The sequence below is a fragment of the Citrobacter sp. CK191 genome (assembly GCF_030333435.1).
GTDB lineage: Bacteria > Pseudomonadota > Gammaproteobacteria > Enterobacterales > Enterobacteriaceae > Citrobacter_B > Citrobacter_B koseri.
On the sequence record NZ_JAOWFX010000011.1, the window covers coordinates 135,893 to 152,625 of the forward strand.

16 protein-coding genes are annotated in these 16,733 nt (G+C 55.3%); 6 read left to right on the forward strand and 10 right to left on the reverse strand.

The features are described 5' to 3' along the window. Nucleotides 1-26: 26 nt before the first annotated feature. Together OGV82_RS03405 and OGV82_RS03410 are read left to right on the forward strand one after the other, a co-directional pair. Nucleotides 27-929, forward strand: a complete 903-nt coding sequence (locus tag OGV82_RS03405; RefSeq protein WP_047460180.1) for a 2-dehydro-3-deoxygalactonokinase — start codon at nt 27-29, stop codon at nt 927-929. Further along, nucleotides 916-1,530, forward strand: coding sequence for a 2-dehydro-3-deoxy-6-phosphogalactonate aldolase (locus OGV82_RS03410; RefSeq protein WP_012000764.1), 615 nt, complete (start codon nt 916-918; stop codon nt 1,528-1,530). The genes OGV82_RS03405 and OGV82_RS03410 overlap by 14 nt, the downstream gene beginning before the upstream one ends. 43 nt (nt 1,531-1,573) lie before the next feature. On the opposite strand, the gene uhpT is transcribed toward OGV82_RS03410, so the two are convergent. From uhpT to ivbL, 8 genes are all read right to left on the reverse strand, one after another. Then, on the reverse strand, nt 1,574-2,965 hold the full coding sequence (gene uhpT / locus OGV82_RS03415) for a hexose-6-phosphate:phosphate antiporter UhpT (RefSeq protein ID WP_012000765.1): 1,392 nt from the start codon (nt 2,963-2,965) through the stop codon (nt 1,574-1,576). 144 nt (nt 2,966-3,109) lie between these two features. Next, complete coding sequence (locus tag OGV82_RS03420) at nt 3,110-4,438, reverse strand: MFS transporter (protein ID WP_047460177.1); 1,329 nt, start codon at nt 4,436-4,438, stop codon at nt 3,110-3,112. A gap of 9 nt (nt 4,439-4,447) precedes the next feature. Beyond that, nucleotides 4,448-5,950: a signal transduction histidine-protein kinase/phosphatase UhpB gene (uhpB, locus tag OGV82_RS03425; protein ID WP_047460174.1), complete on the reverse strand. Its 1,503-nt coding sequence runs from the start codon at nt 5,948-5,950 to the stop codon at nt 4,448-4,450. Further along, on the reverse strand, nt 5,950-6,540 hold the full coding sequence (gene uhpA / locus OGV82_RS03430) for a response regulator transcription factor UhpA (protein WP_024130070.1): 591 nt from the start codon (nt 6,538-6,540) through the stop codon (nt 5,950-5,952). Before uhpA ends, uhpB begins: the two co-directional genes overlap by 1 nt. A gap of 167 nt (nt 6,541-6,707) precedes the next feature. Next, nucleotides 6,708-7,709 (reverse strand): glycosyltransferase family 52 protein, encoded by a 1,002-nt coding sequence (locus tag OGV82_RS03435; protein ID WP_047460168.1) that lies wholly within the window; start codon nt 7,707-7,709, stop codon nt 6,708-6,710. A 251-nt stretch (nt 7,710-7,960) separates the two neighbouring features. Next, entirely contained in the window at nt 7,961-8,251 is a 291-nt protein-coding gene (gene ilvN, locus OGV82_RS03440; protein ID WP_012000771.1) for an acetolactate synthase small subunit, read from the reverse strand. A 3-nt stretch (nt 8,252-8,254) separates the two neighbouring features. Then, complete coding sequence (gene ilvB / locus OGV82_RS03445) at nt 8,255-9,949, reverse strand: acetolactate synthase large subunit (protein WP_012000772.1); 1,695 nt, start codon at nt 9,947-9,949, stop codon at nt 8,255-8,257. Nucleotides 9,950-10,056: 107 nt separating this feature from the next. After that, nucleotides 10,057-10,155, reverse strand: coding sequence for an ilvB operon leader peptide IvbL (gene ivbL, locus OGV82_RS03450; protein ID WP_047460165.1), 99 nt, complete (start codon nt 10,153-10,155; stop codon nt 10,057-10,059). A gap of 530 nt (nt 10,156-10,685) precedes the next feature. Between ivbL and tisB the strand changes: the two genes are divergently transcribed. The 3 genes from tisB to emrD all read left to right on the forward strand — a co-directional run bounded on the left by tisB (nt 10,686) and on the right by emrD (nt 13,159). Continuing rightward, a complete protein-coding gene (tisB, locus tag OGV82_RS03455) occupies nt 10,686-10,775 on the forward strand; it encodes a type I toxin-antitoxin system toxin TisB (RefSeq protein WP_047460159.1) in 90 nt (29 codons plus the stop codon). 119 nt (nt 10,776-10,894) lie between these two features. Then, nucleotides 10,895-11,728: an EamA family transporter gene (locus OGV82_RS03460; RefSeq protein ID WP_012000775.1), complete on the forward strand. Its 834-nt coding sequence runs from the start codon at nt 10,895-10,897 to the stop codon at nt 11,726-11,728. Nucleotides 11,729-11,974: 246 nt separating this feature from the next. Then, on the forward strand, nt 11,975-13,159 hold the full coding sequence (gene emrD, locus OGV82_RS03465; protein ID WP_047460156.1) for a multidrug efflux MFS transporter EmrD: 1,185 nt from the start codon (nt 11,975-11,977) through the stop codon (nt 13,157-13,159). On the opposite strand, the gene OGV82_RS03470 is transcribed toward emrD, so the two are convergent. Together OGV82_RS03470 and dsdC are read right to left on the reverse strand one after the other, a co-directional pair. After that, nucleotides 13,086-14,147: a cellulase family glycosylhydrolase gene (locus OGV82_RS03470; RefSeq protein ID WP_225622034.1), complete on the reverse strand. Its 1,062-nt coding sequence runs from the start codon at nt 14,145-14,147 to the stop codon at nt 13,086-13,088. The two genes, emrD and OGV82_RS03470, sit on opposite strands and share 74 nt — an antisense overlap. Before the next feature lie 89 nt (nt 14,148-14,236). Further along, the gene (gene dsdC / locus OGV82_RS03475) at nt 14,237-15,163 is read right to left on the reverse strand and encodes a DNA-binding transcriptional regulator DsdC (RefSeq protein ID WP_101744159.1); all 927 of its coding nucleotides are present in this window, start codon (nt 15,161-15,163) and stop codon (nt 14,237-14,239) included. Nucleotides 15,164-15,390: 227 nt separating this feature from the next. Here dsdC and dsdX point away from each other — a divergent pair, with 227 nt between their 5' ends. Next, nucleotides 15,391-16,728: a D-serine transporter DsdX gene (gene dsdX, locus OGV82_RS03480; protein WP_047460149.1), complete on the forward strand. Its 1,338-nt coding sequence runs from the start codon at nt 15,391-15,393 to the stop codon at nt 16,726-16,728. The last annotated feature ends 5 nt before the right edge of the window (nt 16,729-16,733 follow it).

Genomic DNA, 16,733 nt, shown 5'->3' on the forward strand with positions numbered 1-16,733 from the left:
ATTTTTTATGGCATCAGGAACGAAGTATGTTCAATTCAGAGAACTTTATTGCCGTCGACTGGGGCTCCAGCAACCTACGCCTGTGGGTTTACCAGAAGGGGAGCTGTGTCTGGCGTCACGCCAGTCATGATGGGGTGATCAATCACCATGCAGGGCAGTTCAAAGATATTTGGCTGACATTGCTCGAACAGTGCCCACACACTCTGGCAGATAATACGACGGTTATCATGAGCGGCATGATTGGCAGCAATATTGGCTGGGTAGACAGTCACTATTTACTCTGTCCGGTCTCCCTGCAAACCCTGTCGCAGCATCTCACTCAAGTTCATGACGCGGGCCATCTCCCTGTATTCATCATTCCTGGTTTGCAGTTAGCGGGATCTGAAACCTGTAACGTGATGCGCGGTGAAGAAACACAGCTTCTTGGCGCGTTATCAGAAAATAGCTGGTATGCCTTCCCTGGCACCCACAGTAAATGGGTACGCATGGAGAACGATACGGTCCGTGATTTTCAAACCATCATGACCGGCGAATTTTTCCACCTGCTGACCCGACACTCCATCGTGGGAAAACACGCAACGGTACAACAGCACAATGTCGATGCTTTTTTAGCGGGCGCAAAACGTGGTCAACATGAAAACTGCCTTTCTCGCGGCGTCTTTGATCTCAGAGCACGAACACTAAGTCATGTCCTTCCTCAGGACGCGCTTTTTGATGCCTTATCCGGTCTGCTGATCGGCCATGAAATCGCACAAATGCTGCAACATTACGCAATCCCTGCACACGAAGAAATTGTACTGGTCGGCAGCGACGAGCTGCTCGTCCGCTACCAGACCGTATTCCAGCTTTTTGGCCAGCGCTGTCGCCTCCTCAACGGTGAAACAGCATTCATTAACGGCATCAGGAGTGTTTTACATGAACATCCGTAATCCTTTAGTCGCAATACTACGAGGTATAACGCCCGATGAAGTTCTGGCGCATATTGATGTACTCGCAACAGCAGGTTTTACCACCGTAGAAATTCCGCTGAATTCCCCCGACTGGCAAACCAGTATCGCCATAGCCGTTGCACACTATGGTCAGACGATACATATCGGCGCAGGAACCGTGACCGCTGTTAGCGAAGTTAACCTGTTATCCGCATTCAAGTGCTCGTTTATTTTGACGCCGAATACCGACCCGTCAGTTATTGACGCGGCACGAGATGCCGGAATGACGACCTGTATCGGCTGTCATACCGCCAGCGAAGCGTTTGTCGCGATCCATCACGGCGCCAGCGCATTAAAAATTTTCCCGGCAGGCGAACTGGGGCCAGGATACATCCGCGCATTAAAAGCCGTTCTACCGACGCATATTCCACTCTATGCCGTCGGTGGCATCCGTCCCGACAATCTGGCTGACTATCTGAATGCAGGATGCATTGGCGCAGGATTAGGCAGCGATCTGTACCGCGCCGGACAAACCGTAAACCAGACGGCAAAAAATGCCCAGGCCTTTATCGAGGCGTGGAACGCCTGTAAGCAGCAATAAAAAAGCCCGGCGCCAGGCCGGGCAAAACATTACTAATACACACTTAAGCGACTTTCAGTTGCTGTATTTTTTTCTCGCGGCGAATTTTACGTTCTTCCAGCACCGCGACCATCGCCATCAGGCAGATGCAGCTAATGGCAGCGGCATCCAGCGCGGCGAAGGTGCCCGCCCAACCGGTCAGACCAAAGACTGGCGTACCGTCGGCAATCATCCCCAGCCCCAGCTTGGCGAAGCTGTCGCCGATCAGGTAAGCGAAGGTGCCTTTAATGCCGTCCGCCGCGCCGATCGCTTTTTTCGGAACGAAGCCGACTGCCGCCACGCCGATCAGCAACTGCGGGCCAAACACCAGGAAGCCGAGCGCGAACAGGGACGCCAGATAGACGTACTGGTTGCTGGCATGCTGGTAAACGCCGAGGGTGGCGATAATCAGCGCCAGCGCAACACAGGCCACCAGCGCGCGACGACCGTTCGCCAGATCCGACAGCCAGCCCCACAGCAGCGTGCCGACCAGCGCGCCCACTTCAAACAGGGTAAAGCCCTGAATCGCCACTTCTTTAGAAAGTTTCAGTTCCTGGAATGCGTAAACGGTAGACCACTGGTCGATACCAATACGCACCACGTACAGGAAGATGTTGGAGAAGCACAGCAGCCAGATCACTTTGTTTTTCAGGACGTATTCCACAAAGATCTGCCACTTGGTCATCTCATTTTCTTCGGTCTCTTTATCCTCTTCGCTGATCTCTTCGCCGAACAGCTCTTCCGCCTTACCAAGACCATAAGATTCCGGGGAGTCGCTGCCAAAGCGCAGGCCGATGAAGCCCACAATCAGCGCGATGATCGACGGGAAGATAAACATGCCGATCACATGGCCGTCGAACAGGTAGTTCGCGCCGAACAGCGCCACGCCTGCCGCGCCAGCGCCGCCGAGGTTGTGGGAGATATTCCAGAAGCCGAGGAAGGTGCCGCGCTTACGACGGGGCGTCCATTTGGTGATGGTGGAGTAACTGCACGACCCGCCGGTACTCTGGAAGAAACCGCTCAGCGCGTAGAAGGCGATCATCAGGAACAGGCTAACGGAACCGCTCCCCATGCTGGCGCTGAAGCCCAGCATACAGATAGCGGAAAGAATCAGCATAAACGGCAGGAACTGCTTGGTGTTTTTGCCGTCGGCATAGTAGGAAACCAGCGTTTTGCCTACGCCATAGGTGATCGAGAAGCCCAGACCAATCATCCCCAGTTGCGTCATACTCAGCCCGTAGGTGGAGATCATGTCGTTCTGGGCGATGTTGAAGTTTTTGCGGATCAGGTACATGGTCAGGTAGCCGATAAAGACCACCAGATAGGACTGCATGAACGGTTTGAACCACATTTTGCGCCGTACATCGAGCGGCAGATCCAGGGTCGGCTTACGCACCTGGTTTAAGAAGTTCAGCATGGGACGGGTATCTCCTGATTTTTTAAGCCTGCTTTATTGCAGGCATTGTAAAAATCAGCCGCCCAACCAGCCTGAGACAGCGTCCAGGCGAAACCGGGAAAATTTCTTAGTTTTGCCCCACTCGGGGTAAAAAGGTGAAGTCCGTCACGTAATGCTGGCCTCGCGCGGCGCCTGCGCGTTCAAAAACGGCAGCAGCAGCAGGGCGGAAATGCCCGCCGCAATGGCAATCACCACAAAGAACCCGGTCCAGTGCCAGGTTTCCATCACCTGCGCCAGCGGCCAGCCGGAGAGCGATGCGCCAAGATAGGCAAACAGACCGACAAAACCGGTTGCCGCCCCCGCCGCCTCTTTGTGCGAACATTCCGCAGCCGCCATGCCGATCAGCATCTGTGGGCCAAAGACAAAAAAGCCGGTGGTGAAGAAGCACGCCGCCTGCATCACGTAACTGGCGAACGGCATCAGCCATAACGAACCGACAGAGAGCAGTATTCCGGCAGCGAAAATCAGGTTCATTGGCCCACGGTTGCCGTTGAACAGTTTATCTGAGCCCCAGCCCGCCACCAGCGCGCCGATAAACCCGCCCAGCTCGAACATCGTGACCGCCGTGTTGGCGGTGACCAGATCGACACCCAGCGTCTCCGACATATACAGGTTGCCCCAGTCGTTGATCGCCGCGCGTACCACGTACACCAACACATAGCACAGCGAGAGCAGCCAGATATAGGGATTCAACAGCACGTATTTGGTCAGGATCTCTTTGCGGGTCAACCCCGCGCCCTCCTGCTGCTGAGCGATTTCCAGCTCATCATGCCGCCAGTCCCCGACCGCTGGCAAACCGATAGCCTGTGGCCTGTCGCGCAGCCGCCAGCAGAGAAAAATGCCGACGATAATCGCCAGCGTTCCGGCAATCATCATCCCGGCGCGCCAGCCGTAATGCAGAGCGGCAGCAGCCATGACGATCGGAATCAGCGCCCCACCGACGTTATGCGCAGTATTCCAGATAGCCCACCACCCGCCACGCTCATTACGCGAGTACCAGGACGTCAGCAGACGGGCGCACACCGGCGCTCCCCAGCCCTGGAAGAAGGCATTCAACGCCCACAGTAATGCAAAGGCCCACAGCGACGTGGAGAAACCGAACAGGATATTCACCACGCCGGTGGCGATCAGCCCAATGCCCATAAAATAACGGGCGTTGGAACGGTCGCTGACAATGCCAGAGACAAACTTCGACAGGCCATAGGTGATGTAAAACAGCGTCGCCAGCAGGCCGATATCACTGCGGGTCAGCACGCCGCTGACGAGGATCTCCGGCACGGCGGCATTAAAACTTTTACGGGTGAAATAGAACAGCGCGTAGCCAAGCCAGATGGTAAGTAAGATCTGTCGCCGCCAGTAGCGGTAACGCGCATCAACTTCGTGTTTATCGGTTATCAACGGCGCATTTACCGGAGCTTTCAGAAACGTCAGCATCGCCGCTCCTTAAACGTAACGCAGAGGCAACGACACGCTAACGCGCGTGCCGTGCGTACAGGAGATGGCCAGCACGCCGCCAAGCGCCGTCACGCGCTCGCGCATCCCGGTCAGACCAAAGCCTTGCTGGCCGGAATCCGGCGGCAGGCCGCTGCCATCGTCTTCAATCACCAGCATCAGCCGCTCATCCTGCTGCCAGCCCTGTAGCGTAACCGCGCTGGCATTAGCGTGTTTCACAATGTTGTTCAGCCCTTCCTGACAAACGCGAAACAGCGTTACCCGCTGGCTTTCGCTGAGCGCAGACTCGTCTATTCGCCAGTCGAGATGGCTGATAATGCCGCGACTTTCCAGCTCCATTTCCCGCATCAGCGAACGGATAGCCTGTTCCAGCGTCAGGTCATCCAACTGGCGTGGACGCAAGCGCCCCAGCAGGCGACGCACCGCGTCATACACGCCCAGCGACAGTTGCTCAATGTGCGCCCCGCTCTGTTTTACGCCGCCATTATCCGCCGCCAGCCGCTGTACAATTCCCGCCTGAGTGCGAATGGCGGTGATGGTCTGACCGATGTCGTCGTGCAGTTCCCGCGCTACGTCGCGCCGCACGCTCTCTTCCGTTTCCAGCAGGCGTTCCGCCAGACGATGGTTACGCGCCAGTTCATTTTGCAGCGACTGGTTGAGTTCGCGCAGGCGCTGAATCCCCGCGCCAAGCAGCAGCCCTGTCAGGCTTTGCGCCAGCAGAGAAAGCAGTAAATCAACGGGATGATCGTGCCAGGTCTGGCTGGCAATCAGCGCGATGGCGTTCATCAACGTCGCGATCAGCGCCCCTTGCCAGCCGTAATGCCAGGCGAGCGCAATAATCGGCAGCGCAAGGCAGAACGGCGTAAAGCGTGACAGCTCAGCTGGTAGACCCAGCTGTAGCCACAGGCTGACGCTGAACAGCAGCAGATACCAGACCAGATGCCGCCCGCGCCAGTTCACCGGCTGCGAGACCAGCGCCGGGCCGAGCGGTAACCAGGTGGTGCTGGTCAGGTAATGCCAGAACACCAGACAGATGGGCGCCAGCGTCAACCCGCCGGTAAGCGTCAGCAGCAGCGCGTTTAACGTCTCTTCCCCCTGGCCTAACCAGGGCAGAGACTGTAACAATGCCGCCGCCGTCAAGGCCGCGCCCTGTAACAGCAGGGTGCGCCAGTCGCGCTGATGGCGATAGCGGGAGATTAATGCCACAGGCAGCAGCGTCAACAGGCTTCCGATCATCAAAAGCGGTAGATGCGCCAGCGCCACTTCCTGCGCCAGCCACCAGACCAGCAGCCATTCCGCGCCCAGCAATACCGGCCAGTAGCTGCGCGGACACTGCAACATCAGCCCCAGGCGTAAACCGAACGGGAACAGCAGTACCGCCAGCTCCGGGCGCTCAACCAGGTGCAGGCTGATGCTCCACAGGCAAAACCACGCGGCGGAGAAGATAAAAAAGCAGGCAATAACGGTAATTAACCGGGAAAGGATGGTTTTCATCACCAGCCATCAAACATGCGGCGCGCCAGTTCAACATCGTTGCTGACGCCCAGTTTTTCCAGAAGATTGGCGCGATGTACGTGTACCGTTTTTGGCGACAGCCCCAGCTCGGCGGCGATCTCTTTCACCGCCATTCCCTGCGCCAGCTTTTCCGCCACCTGGCGTTCACGTCTGGTCAGCGGGTCCTGCCGTCCGGCCGCCAGTTTAACGGCGATATCCGGCGTCAGGTAACAGCCGCCCGTCGCCACCGTGTGTACCGCGGCAATCAGCTCATCAGGGCTACAGCGCTTGGAAAGGAAGCCGCGCGCACCGGCGTTCAGCGCCTGTTCCACCAGCGCCGGACTGTCATGCACCGACAGCATTATCGTCGCCATCCCTTTAGGAAGCTGACTTAATAACTCCAGCCCGGAGATATCCGGCATGGAGATATCGCAGATGCAGACCTGCACGCCGCGCCCCGGTAATCCCGCCAGCGCCTCCTGCCCTGAGCCAAACTCGGCCACAACCTGTAAATCAGGTTCCAGCCCCAGCAGCTGCGCAAAGCCGGAGCGGACGATAAGGTGATCGTCAATAAGGGCGATGGTGATCATGGTTCTGTCCTGGTACTTGAAAGTGCCTGATGGCGCTGCGCTTATCAGGCCTACGGGCGGGAGCCGTTGTAGGCCGGCCATCCAACAAAGCGCTTACCTTAACGATAAGCGCATGGCTGTTCAAGCCGTGAGCAGTATTCAATGCGTCTGGCGGGCGTACGACTCCGTTATGGTTCCATACTGTCCAGGTCGCAGATACGCACTTTGTCGCAATCAGAAAAAAGCGCAAAGGAATCCCGAATATCGGGCCGGATCAGGGTGGTTTTTAGCAGTGTGATGTAGACATTCTCTAATTTCATCACATTAAGCTGGCAAGTGCTTGCAAACCCAAAGACATTCACTCGCTGGTAAGCCGAAGATAACTGGCAAATATAATCTTCAGAAATGGCGTTCAGCGTAATTTCCGTCATGCCAAACACCTGCTGGCTGTACTCTCTTGGGTGCCTGAGGTACTGGAGTGAAGGATAGTGCGCTGCGAGCGTCTCTATCTTATGAATCAACGCAATAAGGTTGGAATCATTTTTCACATCAAGGATATCTTTAAATTTCGAGCCCACAAAGACATTGATCTCCCCGGCATAGACAGGCGCACTGCGCTCAGTATGCAAGCGCTGTTTCTCCTCTGAGAGAACATCAATATAAACAATATCGCAGTCTACATTTCTACTTTTGCTTTTATGCTTTACGATAGAGAAATGCAGCTCACTTCTTTTCGCGATATCCCTGATATTATAATGCTGACCAAGCCACATCCGCGTCAACTTACGACCGGGGCCTTTTCGTAGTTTTATTTGTTTATCAAGATAGCCTGCGGAGTTGATACTCAGAATGCCATCATCAAACGTTCTAATCTTAACGTCATCAGACAACATTTTTAGAATGTATTGCACTGAAAGATGGCTGATATTCGCCATATAGACATAATGGATTGTTTTATGAGAAAGAAAGCGATTGATTTTCAGCATGTTAATAAAGCCATAATCCATACTGGCGACTAAGCCAGAAGAGAATTCATTATTAACCGTTTCATATATATAGGATTTTAACTCTACCTTTGTTTTAAGGTAGATGATATGAAAACGTGCGTGTTTATACCTCGCTTTAATCTTAGAAACAATTCTGAGCTGAAGCGGGGAGCAAACAATAAAAAGATGCTCAACGATTTCCATTAGTTATTCGCTCTGAATCACAGCAACCCGGCGCATAATATCATTGCAATATGACATCGTAAAGAAGCGCCCCAGACGCTCAGGCGAGTATTGGTCACTTTGTCCGAAAAGATACTTTCTATACTGCAAATAAGACAGTTCATAAACCGGATAATAAAGACACGTCACGTCCGAAAATATTACTTATAGTTATATAACACTCTCAAATAATTAACCTGAACAAGGGTTTCCCCTTGTTCAGATAGCCATTATTACTCAAAGAAAACCGAGATTTTATTAAACATTGACGGATCGGACTGATTGCGCGCCACTTTCACCACATCTTCCAGTTTATCGATCTGACTAATCATCTGCTCCAGACGCTGATCGTCGTTGACCAGTAGCCAGATGCGGCTCTGGTCGCTGCTCTGGATGGGTAGACAAAGAATCCCTTCCACGTTGAAAGCGCGACGGGCGAACAGCCCACAAACGTGCGTCATGACGCCAGGATGGTTACGGACGGTGAGTTCCAGGATAACGTTCTCATGTGATTGTTTCTGCATGGTTTATTCCCCCACCATCTCAGTATTGGCCGCACCCGGCGGCACCATCGGATAAACTTTTTCGTCTGCATCAATACGTACATGGATCAGCGCCGGTCCTGGGCGGCTGATGATTTCCCGCAGCGCCGCTTGCGGATCGGCTTCATTATTTAAATCACAGGTTTCCAGACCAAAACCAGCGGCAATCTGCATAAAGTTGATCATCCCCGGATAGGTGGCAGCAAACACGCCCTGCTTGTAGAACAGGCTTTGTTGCTGATGCACCAGCCCCAACGCTTCGTTATTCATCAGGATAATTTTTACATCCAGTTGGTTTTCGCTGGCGGTCGCCATCTCCTGAATATTCATCATCAGGCTGCCGTCGCCGGAGAAGCACAACACTTTCTTGTCCGGGTTCGCCAGCGCCGCGCCAATCGCCGCAGGCAAGCCAAAACCCATCGTCCCCAGCCCGCCGGAAGTCAGCCACTGACGTGGACGGTTGAGCGGATAAGCCTGTGCGGCCCACATCTGGTGCTGGCCTACATCGGTCGTGATAATCGCGCTGTCATCCACGCAGGCGGCAACGGCATTAATCAGCCCGTAATGGCTGAGCGGATCGCTGGCTTCAGGGATCGCGCACGGGAACTCGCGCTGCAAATCCGCCACCAGTTGATGCCACTCTTCGCGTGGCTGAGCCTCAATGTGCGGAATCAACTGCGCCAGAACGTCATCAACATCAGCCTGAATGGCAACGTGCGGTTGTTTAATTTTACCCAGTTCCGCGCGATCGATATCCACATGGATGATTTTGGCATTCGGGCAGAACTGTTCGGTTTTGCCAATCGCCCGGTCATCAAAACGCGCCCCCAGAACCACCAGCAGATCCGCCTCTTGCAGAATATAGTTTGTGCTGCGCGCGCCATGCATGCCCAGCATGCCCAGAGAAAGCGGATGCGCCTTCGGCAGTATGCCCAGCGCCATCAGGGTCATAGTGGTGGGCAGTCTGGCTTTTTCCGCCAATTCACGCACGCGCGCAGGCGCGTTAATCACGCCGCCGCCAAGATACAGCACCGGGCGCTTCGCGGCGTTGATCATCGCCGCCGCATCACGAATGCTCTCAGCGCTGAATTCCGGCGCCGCCATTTTTTCAGCCGGAGCAGGCAACGCTTCAATGTCAAACACCGCCGTCTGTATATCCTTAGGAATGTCTATCCACACCGGCCCAGGGCGCCCGGACTGGGCAAGACGAAACGCATCGCACATTACCTGTGGCAACTCATTGATATCTCTGACCAGATAGTTATGTTTTGTGATGGGGATAGAGATGCCGTAGGTGTCGACTTCCTGAAACGCATCGGTGCCGATCATCGAGGCCGGAACCTGACCGGTGATGCATACCAACGGAATGGAGTCGAGACGCGCGTCGGCAATGGCGGTGACCAGGTTAGTCGCGCCCGGCCCGCTACAGGCCATACATACCGCGGGTTTACCGTCGGTTCGCGCCATCCCCTGAGCGATAAACCCCGCCCCCTGTTCATGGCGCGCCAGGATGTGGCGGATTTGCGTACTTTGGCTTAAGGCGTCATAAACGGGGAGAATCGAACCGCCCGGAATGCCAGTGACGATTTTAATGCCCTGACGTTCCAGAAAATGAACGATAAACTCTGCGCCCGTAAAGCGCGTACGCGGGGATGTTGATGTTGTGCCCGAACTTGCCATGCTCCAGTCCTTTTATTCTGGGCCGACTTGCCGGGAAGGTGTCTTAAACGAAAAACCCCGCCCGGTTTGCGCCGGCGGGGTTTTGGAATCGTGTGTTGTTCCAGTCCCTACGGCGCATTGCCGACGACCACCACCACACGCACGACGACCACTGCGGCAGGTTGCGCAGTTTTTAGTAGGGTCGCAGTCAGCATGGAAGGGTTCATTAGGGACCTTGTCTGTTTATGGATTAACAGGTTTTATACAAGCACAGCTTTTCAGGCATGACAACGGAAAATTTTTCATCTGCACAAAAATGCGTCGACGATCACGCTTTGCCAGATGCCGACGCTGGCCTGCAAAACAAAAAACCCCGCCGGAGCGAGGTTTTTATCAGCGTTATGCGGTTGGTTGCCGCAAAGCACACTGTGTTATATCAACATCAGAAGTATACGCGTTCCGCGAAGAACACGCAATTTCGGCACGAATTTTGACGCATTTGAGTATGGATCAGAAGTCGCGATCCGTCCACAAAATACTGTTCATTCATACAGTATTTATCTATAATATCACTGTACGCAATGTGTTATAGGGGGCCGCATCGTAACCGGCGCAACAAAGTCCTGGCTGAAACGGGTGGTGCCGTCAGCGCCTTAACCCCCGTGTGAGCACACTGTGTTATGTCAACAAAAGGTGCTGACAACAGGCGGCGGAGAGGTACGTCAGCACCGTGCTCCTTTTACCAGAAGGAGAGCGTATGAGCCTCGTGGATATCGCTATTCTTATCCTGAAACTCATTGTTGCTGCACTGCAACTGCTTGATGCCGTTCTGAAATACCTCCGGTAATTCAGATTCAAGCCGCACCGAAGGGGAGCGGGCAACCGCTCCCCTTTCATCATCTGCCTGGTGCTTGTCCATCGTCGATATGTTACGTTTTTATGACAACCACTGACGATACCTGAACCATGACCCTTTCCATTTTCTGCATTTTACTGTTCGCCGCGCTGCTGCATGCCAGCTGGAACGCCATCGTGAAGGCGGGAAATGACAAACTTTACTCCGCAATCAGCGTCAGTGGTTCCGCAGCATTGATGGCGCTGGCGTGTCTGCCCTTCGCCCCACCCCTTCCCGCCGCCAGCATCCCTTTTTTAGCCGCCTCCACCGCCTTACAGGTGGTTTATACCGTGCTGGTCGCCAAAACCTATCAGGTTTCGGATATGAGCCAGACCTATCCCCTGATGCGCGGCACCGCACCGCTGCTGGTGGCGATAATTAGCGTCCTGTTTCTTGGCGATAGCCTTTCCACAATGGCCTGGCTCGGTATCGCGGTAATTTGCCTGGCGATTCTCGGCATGGCCTGTAACGGTCGTGCCCGCTCCCGGCGGGGTATCACGCTGGCGCTGATCAACGCCTGCTTTATCGCTGGCTATACGCTGGTGGACGGCACGGGCGTGCGGGTGTCGGAAACCGCGCTGGGTTATACGCTGTGGACCTTCTTGTTGAACGGTACCTGTCTGCTTGGCTGGGCGATGATTGCCCGGCGGCGGGAAGCATCGCGCTATCTGGCGCAGCACTGGAAGAAAGGCATTTTTGGCGGTATCGGCACGATGGGTTCCTATGGGCTGGCGCTGTGGGCGATGACTCAGGCGCCGCTGGCCGTGGTGGCCGCACTGCGTGAAACATCCATTCTGTTCGGCGCGCTGATTGCCTGGCTGCTGCTCAATGAGAAAGTCGCCGGGCTACGGTTGGTCGCGGCTGGCGGGATTGCCGCCGGGGCGATATTGCTGCGTTTATCCTGATTGCCGGATGGCGGCTACGCCTTATCCGGCCTACGGGAGCCGCCGGGCACCATCAAACTGCGGTAAAATAATCTCTCGGCAACAATTGTTGCCGCTTTTTGTTTACATATCCTGCCGTTCGGCTCCCGCGCTATTCCCGCCGTGAATATGGCCTTCTTTTTTTAGTGTGGTAGATTCCACTCGCATTTATGGGAATGCGTAGCACCTTATTCTTATTTTTTTCTTTTTTAAAAAGTAATCAGCGAAATGAAAAGGCAGAGAAGCGTCAATTTGTTGTTGATGTTGGTATTACTGGTGGCCGTCGGGCAGATGGCGCAAACCATTTATATCCCCGCCATTGCCGATATGGCGCGTGAACTGAACGTTCGTGAAGGGGCAGTACAAAGCGTCATGGCCGCTTACCTGCTCACCTACGGCGTATCGCAACTGTTTTACGGCCCGCTTTCCGATCGGGTAGGGCGCCGCCCGGTAATCCTCGTCGGGATGTCCATTTTTATGCTGGCTACGCTGGTCGCGATTACCACCCACAGCCTGACGGTATTGATTGCCGCCAGCGCGTTGCAGGGCATGGGCACCGGCGTCGGCGGCGTGATGGCGCGTACGCTGCCGCGCGATCTGTATGAAGGTACGCAGTTACGCCACGCTAACAGCCTGCTGAATATGGGGATTCTGGTGAGTCCGTTGCTGGCGCCGCTGATTGGCGGACTGCTGGATACCGTCTGGAACTGGCGCGCCTGTTACGTTTTCCTGCTGGTTCTCTGCGCAGGCGTCACCTTCAGTATGGCGCGCTGGATGCCGGAGACGCGCCCCACAGGCGCACCACGTACCCGCCTGATCACCAGCTATAAAACATTATTCGGCAACGGCGCATTTACCTGTTATCTGCTGATGCTGATTGGCGGACTGGCGGGAATCGCCGTCTTTGAAGCCTGCTCCGGCGTGCTGATGGGAGCGGTGCTGGGTCTGAGCAGCATGGTGGTGAGCATCCTGTTTATTCTGCCAATTCCGGCGGCGTTTTTCGGCGCGTGGTTTGCGGGTCGCCCGAATAAGCGCTTCGCAACGCTGATGTGGCAGTCGGTATTCAGTTGCCTGTTGGCGGGCCTCATGATGTGGGTTCCAGGTCTGTTTGGCGTGATGAACGTCTGGACGCTGCTGATCCCCGCCGCGCTGTTCTTCTTCGGCGCTGGAATGCTGTTCCCACTGGCGACCAGCGGCGCGATGGAACCTTTCCCATTCCTCGCCGGAACAGCTGGCGCGCTGGTGGGCGGCCTGCAAAACATCGGCTCCGGCGTGCTGGCGTGGCTCTCCGCAATGCTGCCGCAAACCGGGCAGGGTAGCCTCGGCTTTTTGATGACGCTTATGGGGCTGCTGATTTTACTGTGCTGGCTGCCGCTGGCGTCGCGTGTGCCGCATCAGGGGCAGACGATTTAATCGAATGATGGCCCGGTTTCCCGCCGGGCTTTTCACATACCGGCGAGATCATCGTGGTCAGGAGCGGCTCCAGCGCCGGACGCCACGCCCCTTCTTCTCCGTCATAAAACTGCGTATCCGCGTTAATCGCATACGGAATATTCACCCTTTGCAACTCGCACGCCATAAACCGGGCAAACGCGAGCTGCGAAGCGGAAGGGCTATTTTTGATTGATTCACCCGGCGCCCAGCCGCCAACCCAACTGACATGGCCGGTTTTTTGCTGCCAGCGCACGGCGGCGTTAATTCGCGCGCGAATCGCCGCTTTCTCCGCCGCCGTGCCCGACGTCCACGGGTATTTACCGTTATTTTTCAACGGCCCCCACGGAAAGATATGCCACTCCGCCAGCACGTAATTCTGGCTTTGCGGGGGCAGTTTTAGGGCCGACAACGCTTCCGGCGCGGCGCGCAGACGAGGCGCGACAAAAATCATGCGTTGGGGGTCAATCGCGTGAAGGGTGCGGATGGTTTTGTCATATACCCGGTTCAGGGAAGCCTGGCTGTGGTTGAGTTTCTCCGCCGGTTCATAAATCAGGTCAAACCCCAGCAGCGGCGAACGTTGCGCAAAATAGTGCGCGACGGCTACCCACCAGTTGATCACCTCTTGTTCATTGCCGGGGCTGGGGTCGTTTTTATACTCATCGGCCTGATAAGCAATGATCGGAATCACGCCATACTGCTCACACGCCTCCACCAGTTTTCGCAGGTGGATGAGTCGTGCTTCCGTCGGCTCTCCCGCGACGCGTATGCGCACATGCTTAAATCCCTTCGCCTGGAAATCACGCACCACCAGAGGATCAAACTCCCGGATACCCCGTTCGGTGCGCGCCCAGTCAACGTCCATCCCCACACCAAGCTGCTGCGCATAGCGTGAAGCGGTCAACGGCGGCTGAGCCGCGCACACCGTGGCGCTGACGAGCAGGAAGAGAGAAGCAAGCGGCTTTAACACGATTGTCCTTAAGCAAATCATCAGGAGTCATATCACGTATTTAGCACGCTTTCTGGCTTTACATGCAATAAATCTTCGCGTGGCAAACGCTACGTCGCCTGCTCCTGCAACCAGCCGATAAACGCCTCGATTTTCGGCCACTGTCTGCCAGGCAGCGTGGTCACATAATAGTGCTGGTGGCATTTCAGCGTCATCTCGCCGAAAGGCGCAATCAGTTCGCCACTATCAAGACGCTTTTGCACCAGCCGTTTACGCCCCATCGCCACGCCGATATGGTTCATTGCCGCAATAACGGCTAAATCGGAACGATCGAAGCCAATGCCCGACGATGTCGGCAGATTCACGCCAAAATGCTGCGCCCAACTGTGCCATTCATCGGTGCCGGAATCGTTGCTCCATGCCTGTCGGTCATGCAGGAGCGTACAGTGGCGCAGGTTAACCCGCGCATTCGTTAAGTCATGATGACGGGCATATTCGGGGCTGCACACCGGCAGAATGGCCTCATCCATCAGGAAGTGATGCGTCAGCTGCGCCGAGGGCGCATCATCAAAATAGATCGCTAAATCAATCCCTGCCCGCTGGAGATTCACGTTGTCATTACCGGTCAACATGGTCAGCGAGATGGACGGATAGCGGCGAGTAAAATCTCCCAGCGCAGGCACCAGCCAGCACTGAGCAATCGAAGGCCGCGAATAGACGGTCAGCGTCCCTGACAACTCCTGATTTTTAATATCGAGGATTTCCTGATTCAGCGTATCCAGCGACGATTTCAACGCCCAGAATACCCGCTTGCCCTCATGGGTGAGTTCCACTTTGCGGTGCGAACGGACAAAGAGCTGAATCCCCAGTTCCTCTTCCAGTTGATTGATTCGATGGCTGACCGCGCTGGGACTTAGCGACAGCTCATCCGCCGCCAGCGCAAAAGACTGATACCTGGCCGCCACTTCAAAGGTGTACAGCTTTGATAATTGCCAGCCGTTGAGTAAACGGTTTCTGCCGTCGCGTAAGGGTTCCATCGCCGCCTCTGTGACCTCTTTTTGGCTTTGCAGTGTAAAAAAATGCGCCTGGAAAATCAGCGTAAAGATGAATCAAAGTGAACCATATCGCATAAACAGACCATTATTGGATGCAAATCACCCTTTTGATTCAATCTGGTTCATGTGAAGGGCAATTTATATCGTTTGTCAGCAAGTGCCGTTTTTTCGTCCAATACGCCTATGTTAATCACAGGGTAAGGTGAGATATGCACTCTCAAATTTGGGTTGTGAGCACGCTGCTGGTAAGCATCGTGCTAATCGTGCTGACCATCGTGAAATTCAGGTTCCACCCGTTTCTGGCACTGCTGCTGGCCAGTTTCTTTGTGGGCGCGATGATGGGCATGGGGCCGCTGGAGATGGTCAATGCGATTGAAAGCGGTATTGGCGGCACGTTAGGCTTCCTCGCCGCCGTCATCGGTCTCGGAACCATTCTCGGCAAAATGATGGAAGTGTCCGGCGCGGCAGAACGGATCGGCCTGACGCTCCAGCGTTGCCGCTGGCTTTCCGCTGACGTGATCATGGTGCTGGTGGGGCTGATTTGCGGCATCACGCTGTTTGTGGAAGTGGGTGTGGTGCTGCTCATCCCACTGGCATTTTCGATAGCGAAGAAAACCAACACGTCGCTGCTGAAGCTGGCTATTCCGCTGTGTACCGCGCTAATGGCGGTGCATTGCGTGGTGCCGCCGCATCCGGCTGCGCTGTTTGTGGCGAATAAGCTGGGCGCGGATATCGGTTCCGTTATCGTCTACGGTTTGCTGGTTGGGCTGGTGGCGTCGCTGGTCGGTGGGCCGCTATTCCTGAAGTTCCTCGGCAACCGCCTGCCGTTTAAGCCGGTGCCGACGGAGTTTGCGGATCTCGAAGTGCGCGATGAAAATACGCTGCCTTCTTTACGCGCGACGCTGTTTACCGTCCTGCTGCCGATTGGCCTGATGCTGGTAAAAACCGTTGCCGAACTGAATATGACGCAGGGCGGCACGCTGTATACGCTACTGGAGTTTATCGGCAACCCGATCACCGCAATGTTTATCGCCGTTTTCGTGGCCTATTACATTCTCGGCCTGCGTCAGCATATCGGTATGGGTACGTTGCTGACCCATACCGAAAACGGCTTTGGCTCGATTGCTAACATCCTGCTGATTATCGGTGCAGGCGGCGCGTTCAACGCTATCCTCAAAAGCAGCGGTCTGGCGGATACGCTGGCGGTGATCCTCTCCAATATGCACATGCACCCGATTCTGCTGGCCTGGCTGGTGGCGCTGATTCTGCACGCCGCAGTGGGTTCCGCAACGGTCGCGATGATGGGCGCGACGGCGATTGTCGCGCCGATGCTGCCGCTCTACCCCAACGTCAGCCCGGAGATCATCGCCATTGCCATCGGTTCCGGCGCGATTGGCTGCACGATCGTGACCGACTCCCTCTTCTGGCTGGTGAAGCAATACTGCGGCGCCACCCTGAATGAAACATTTAAGTACTATACAACCGCGACATTTATCGCGTCGGTTGTTGCTCTGGCGGGCACATTCCTGCTTTCCTTTATCATCTAAGCGCA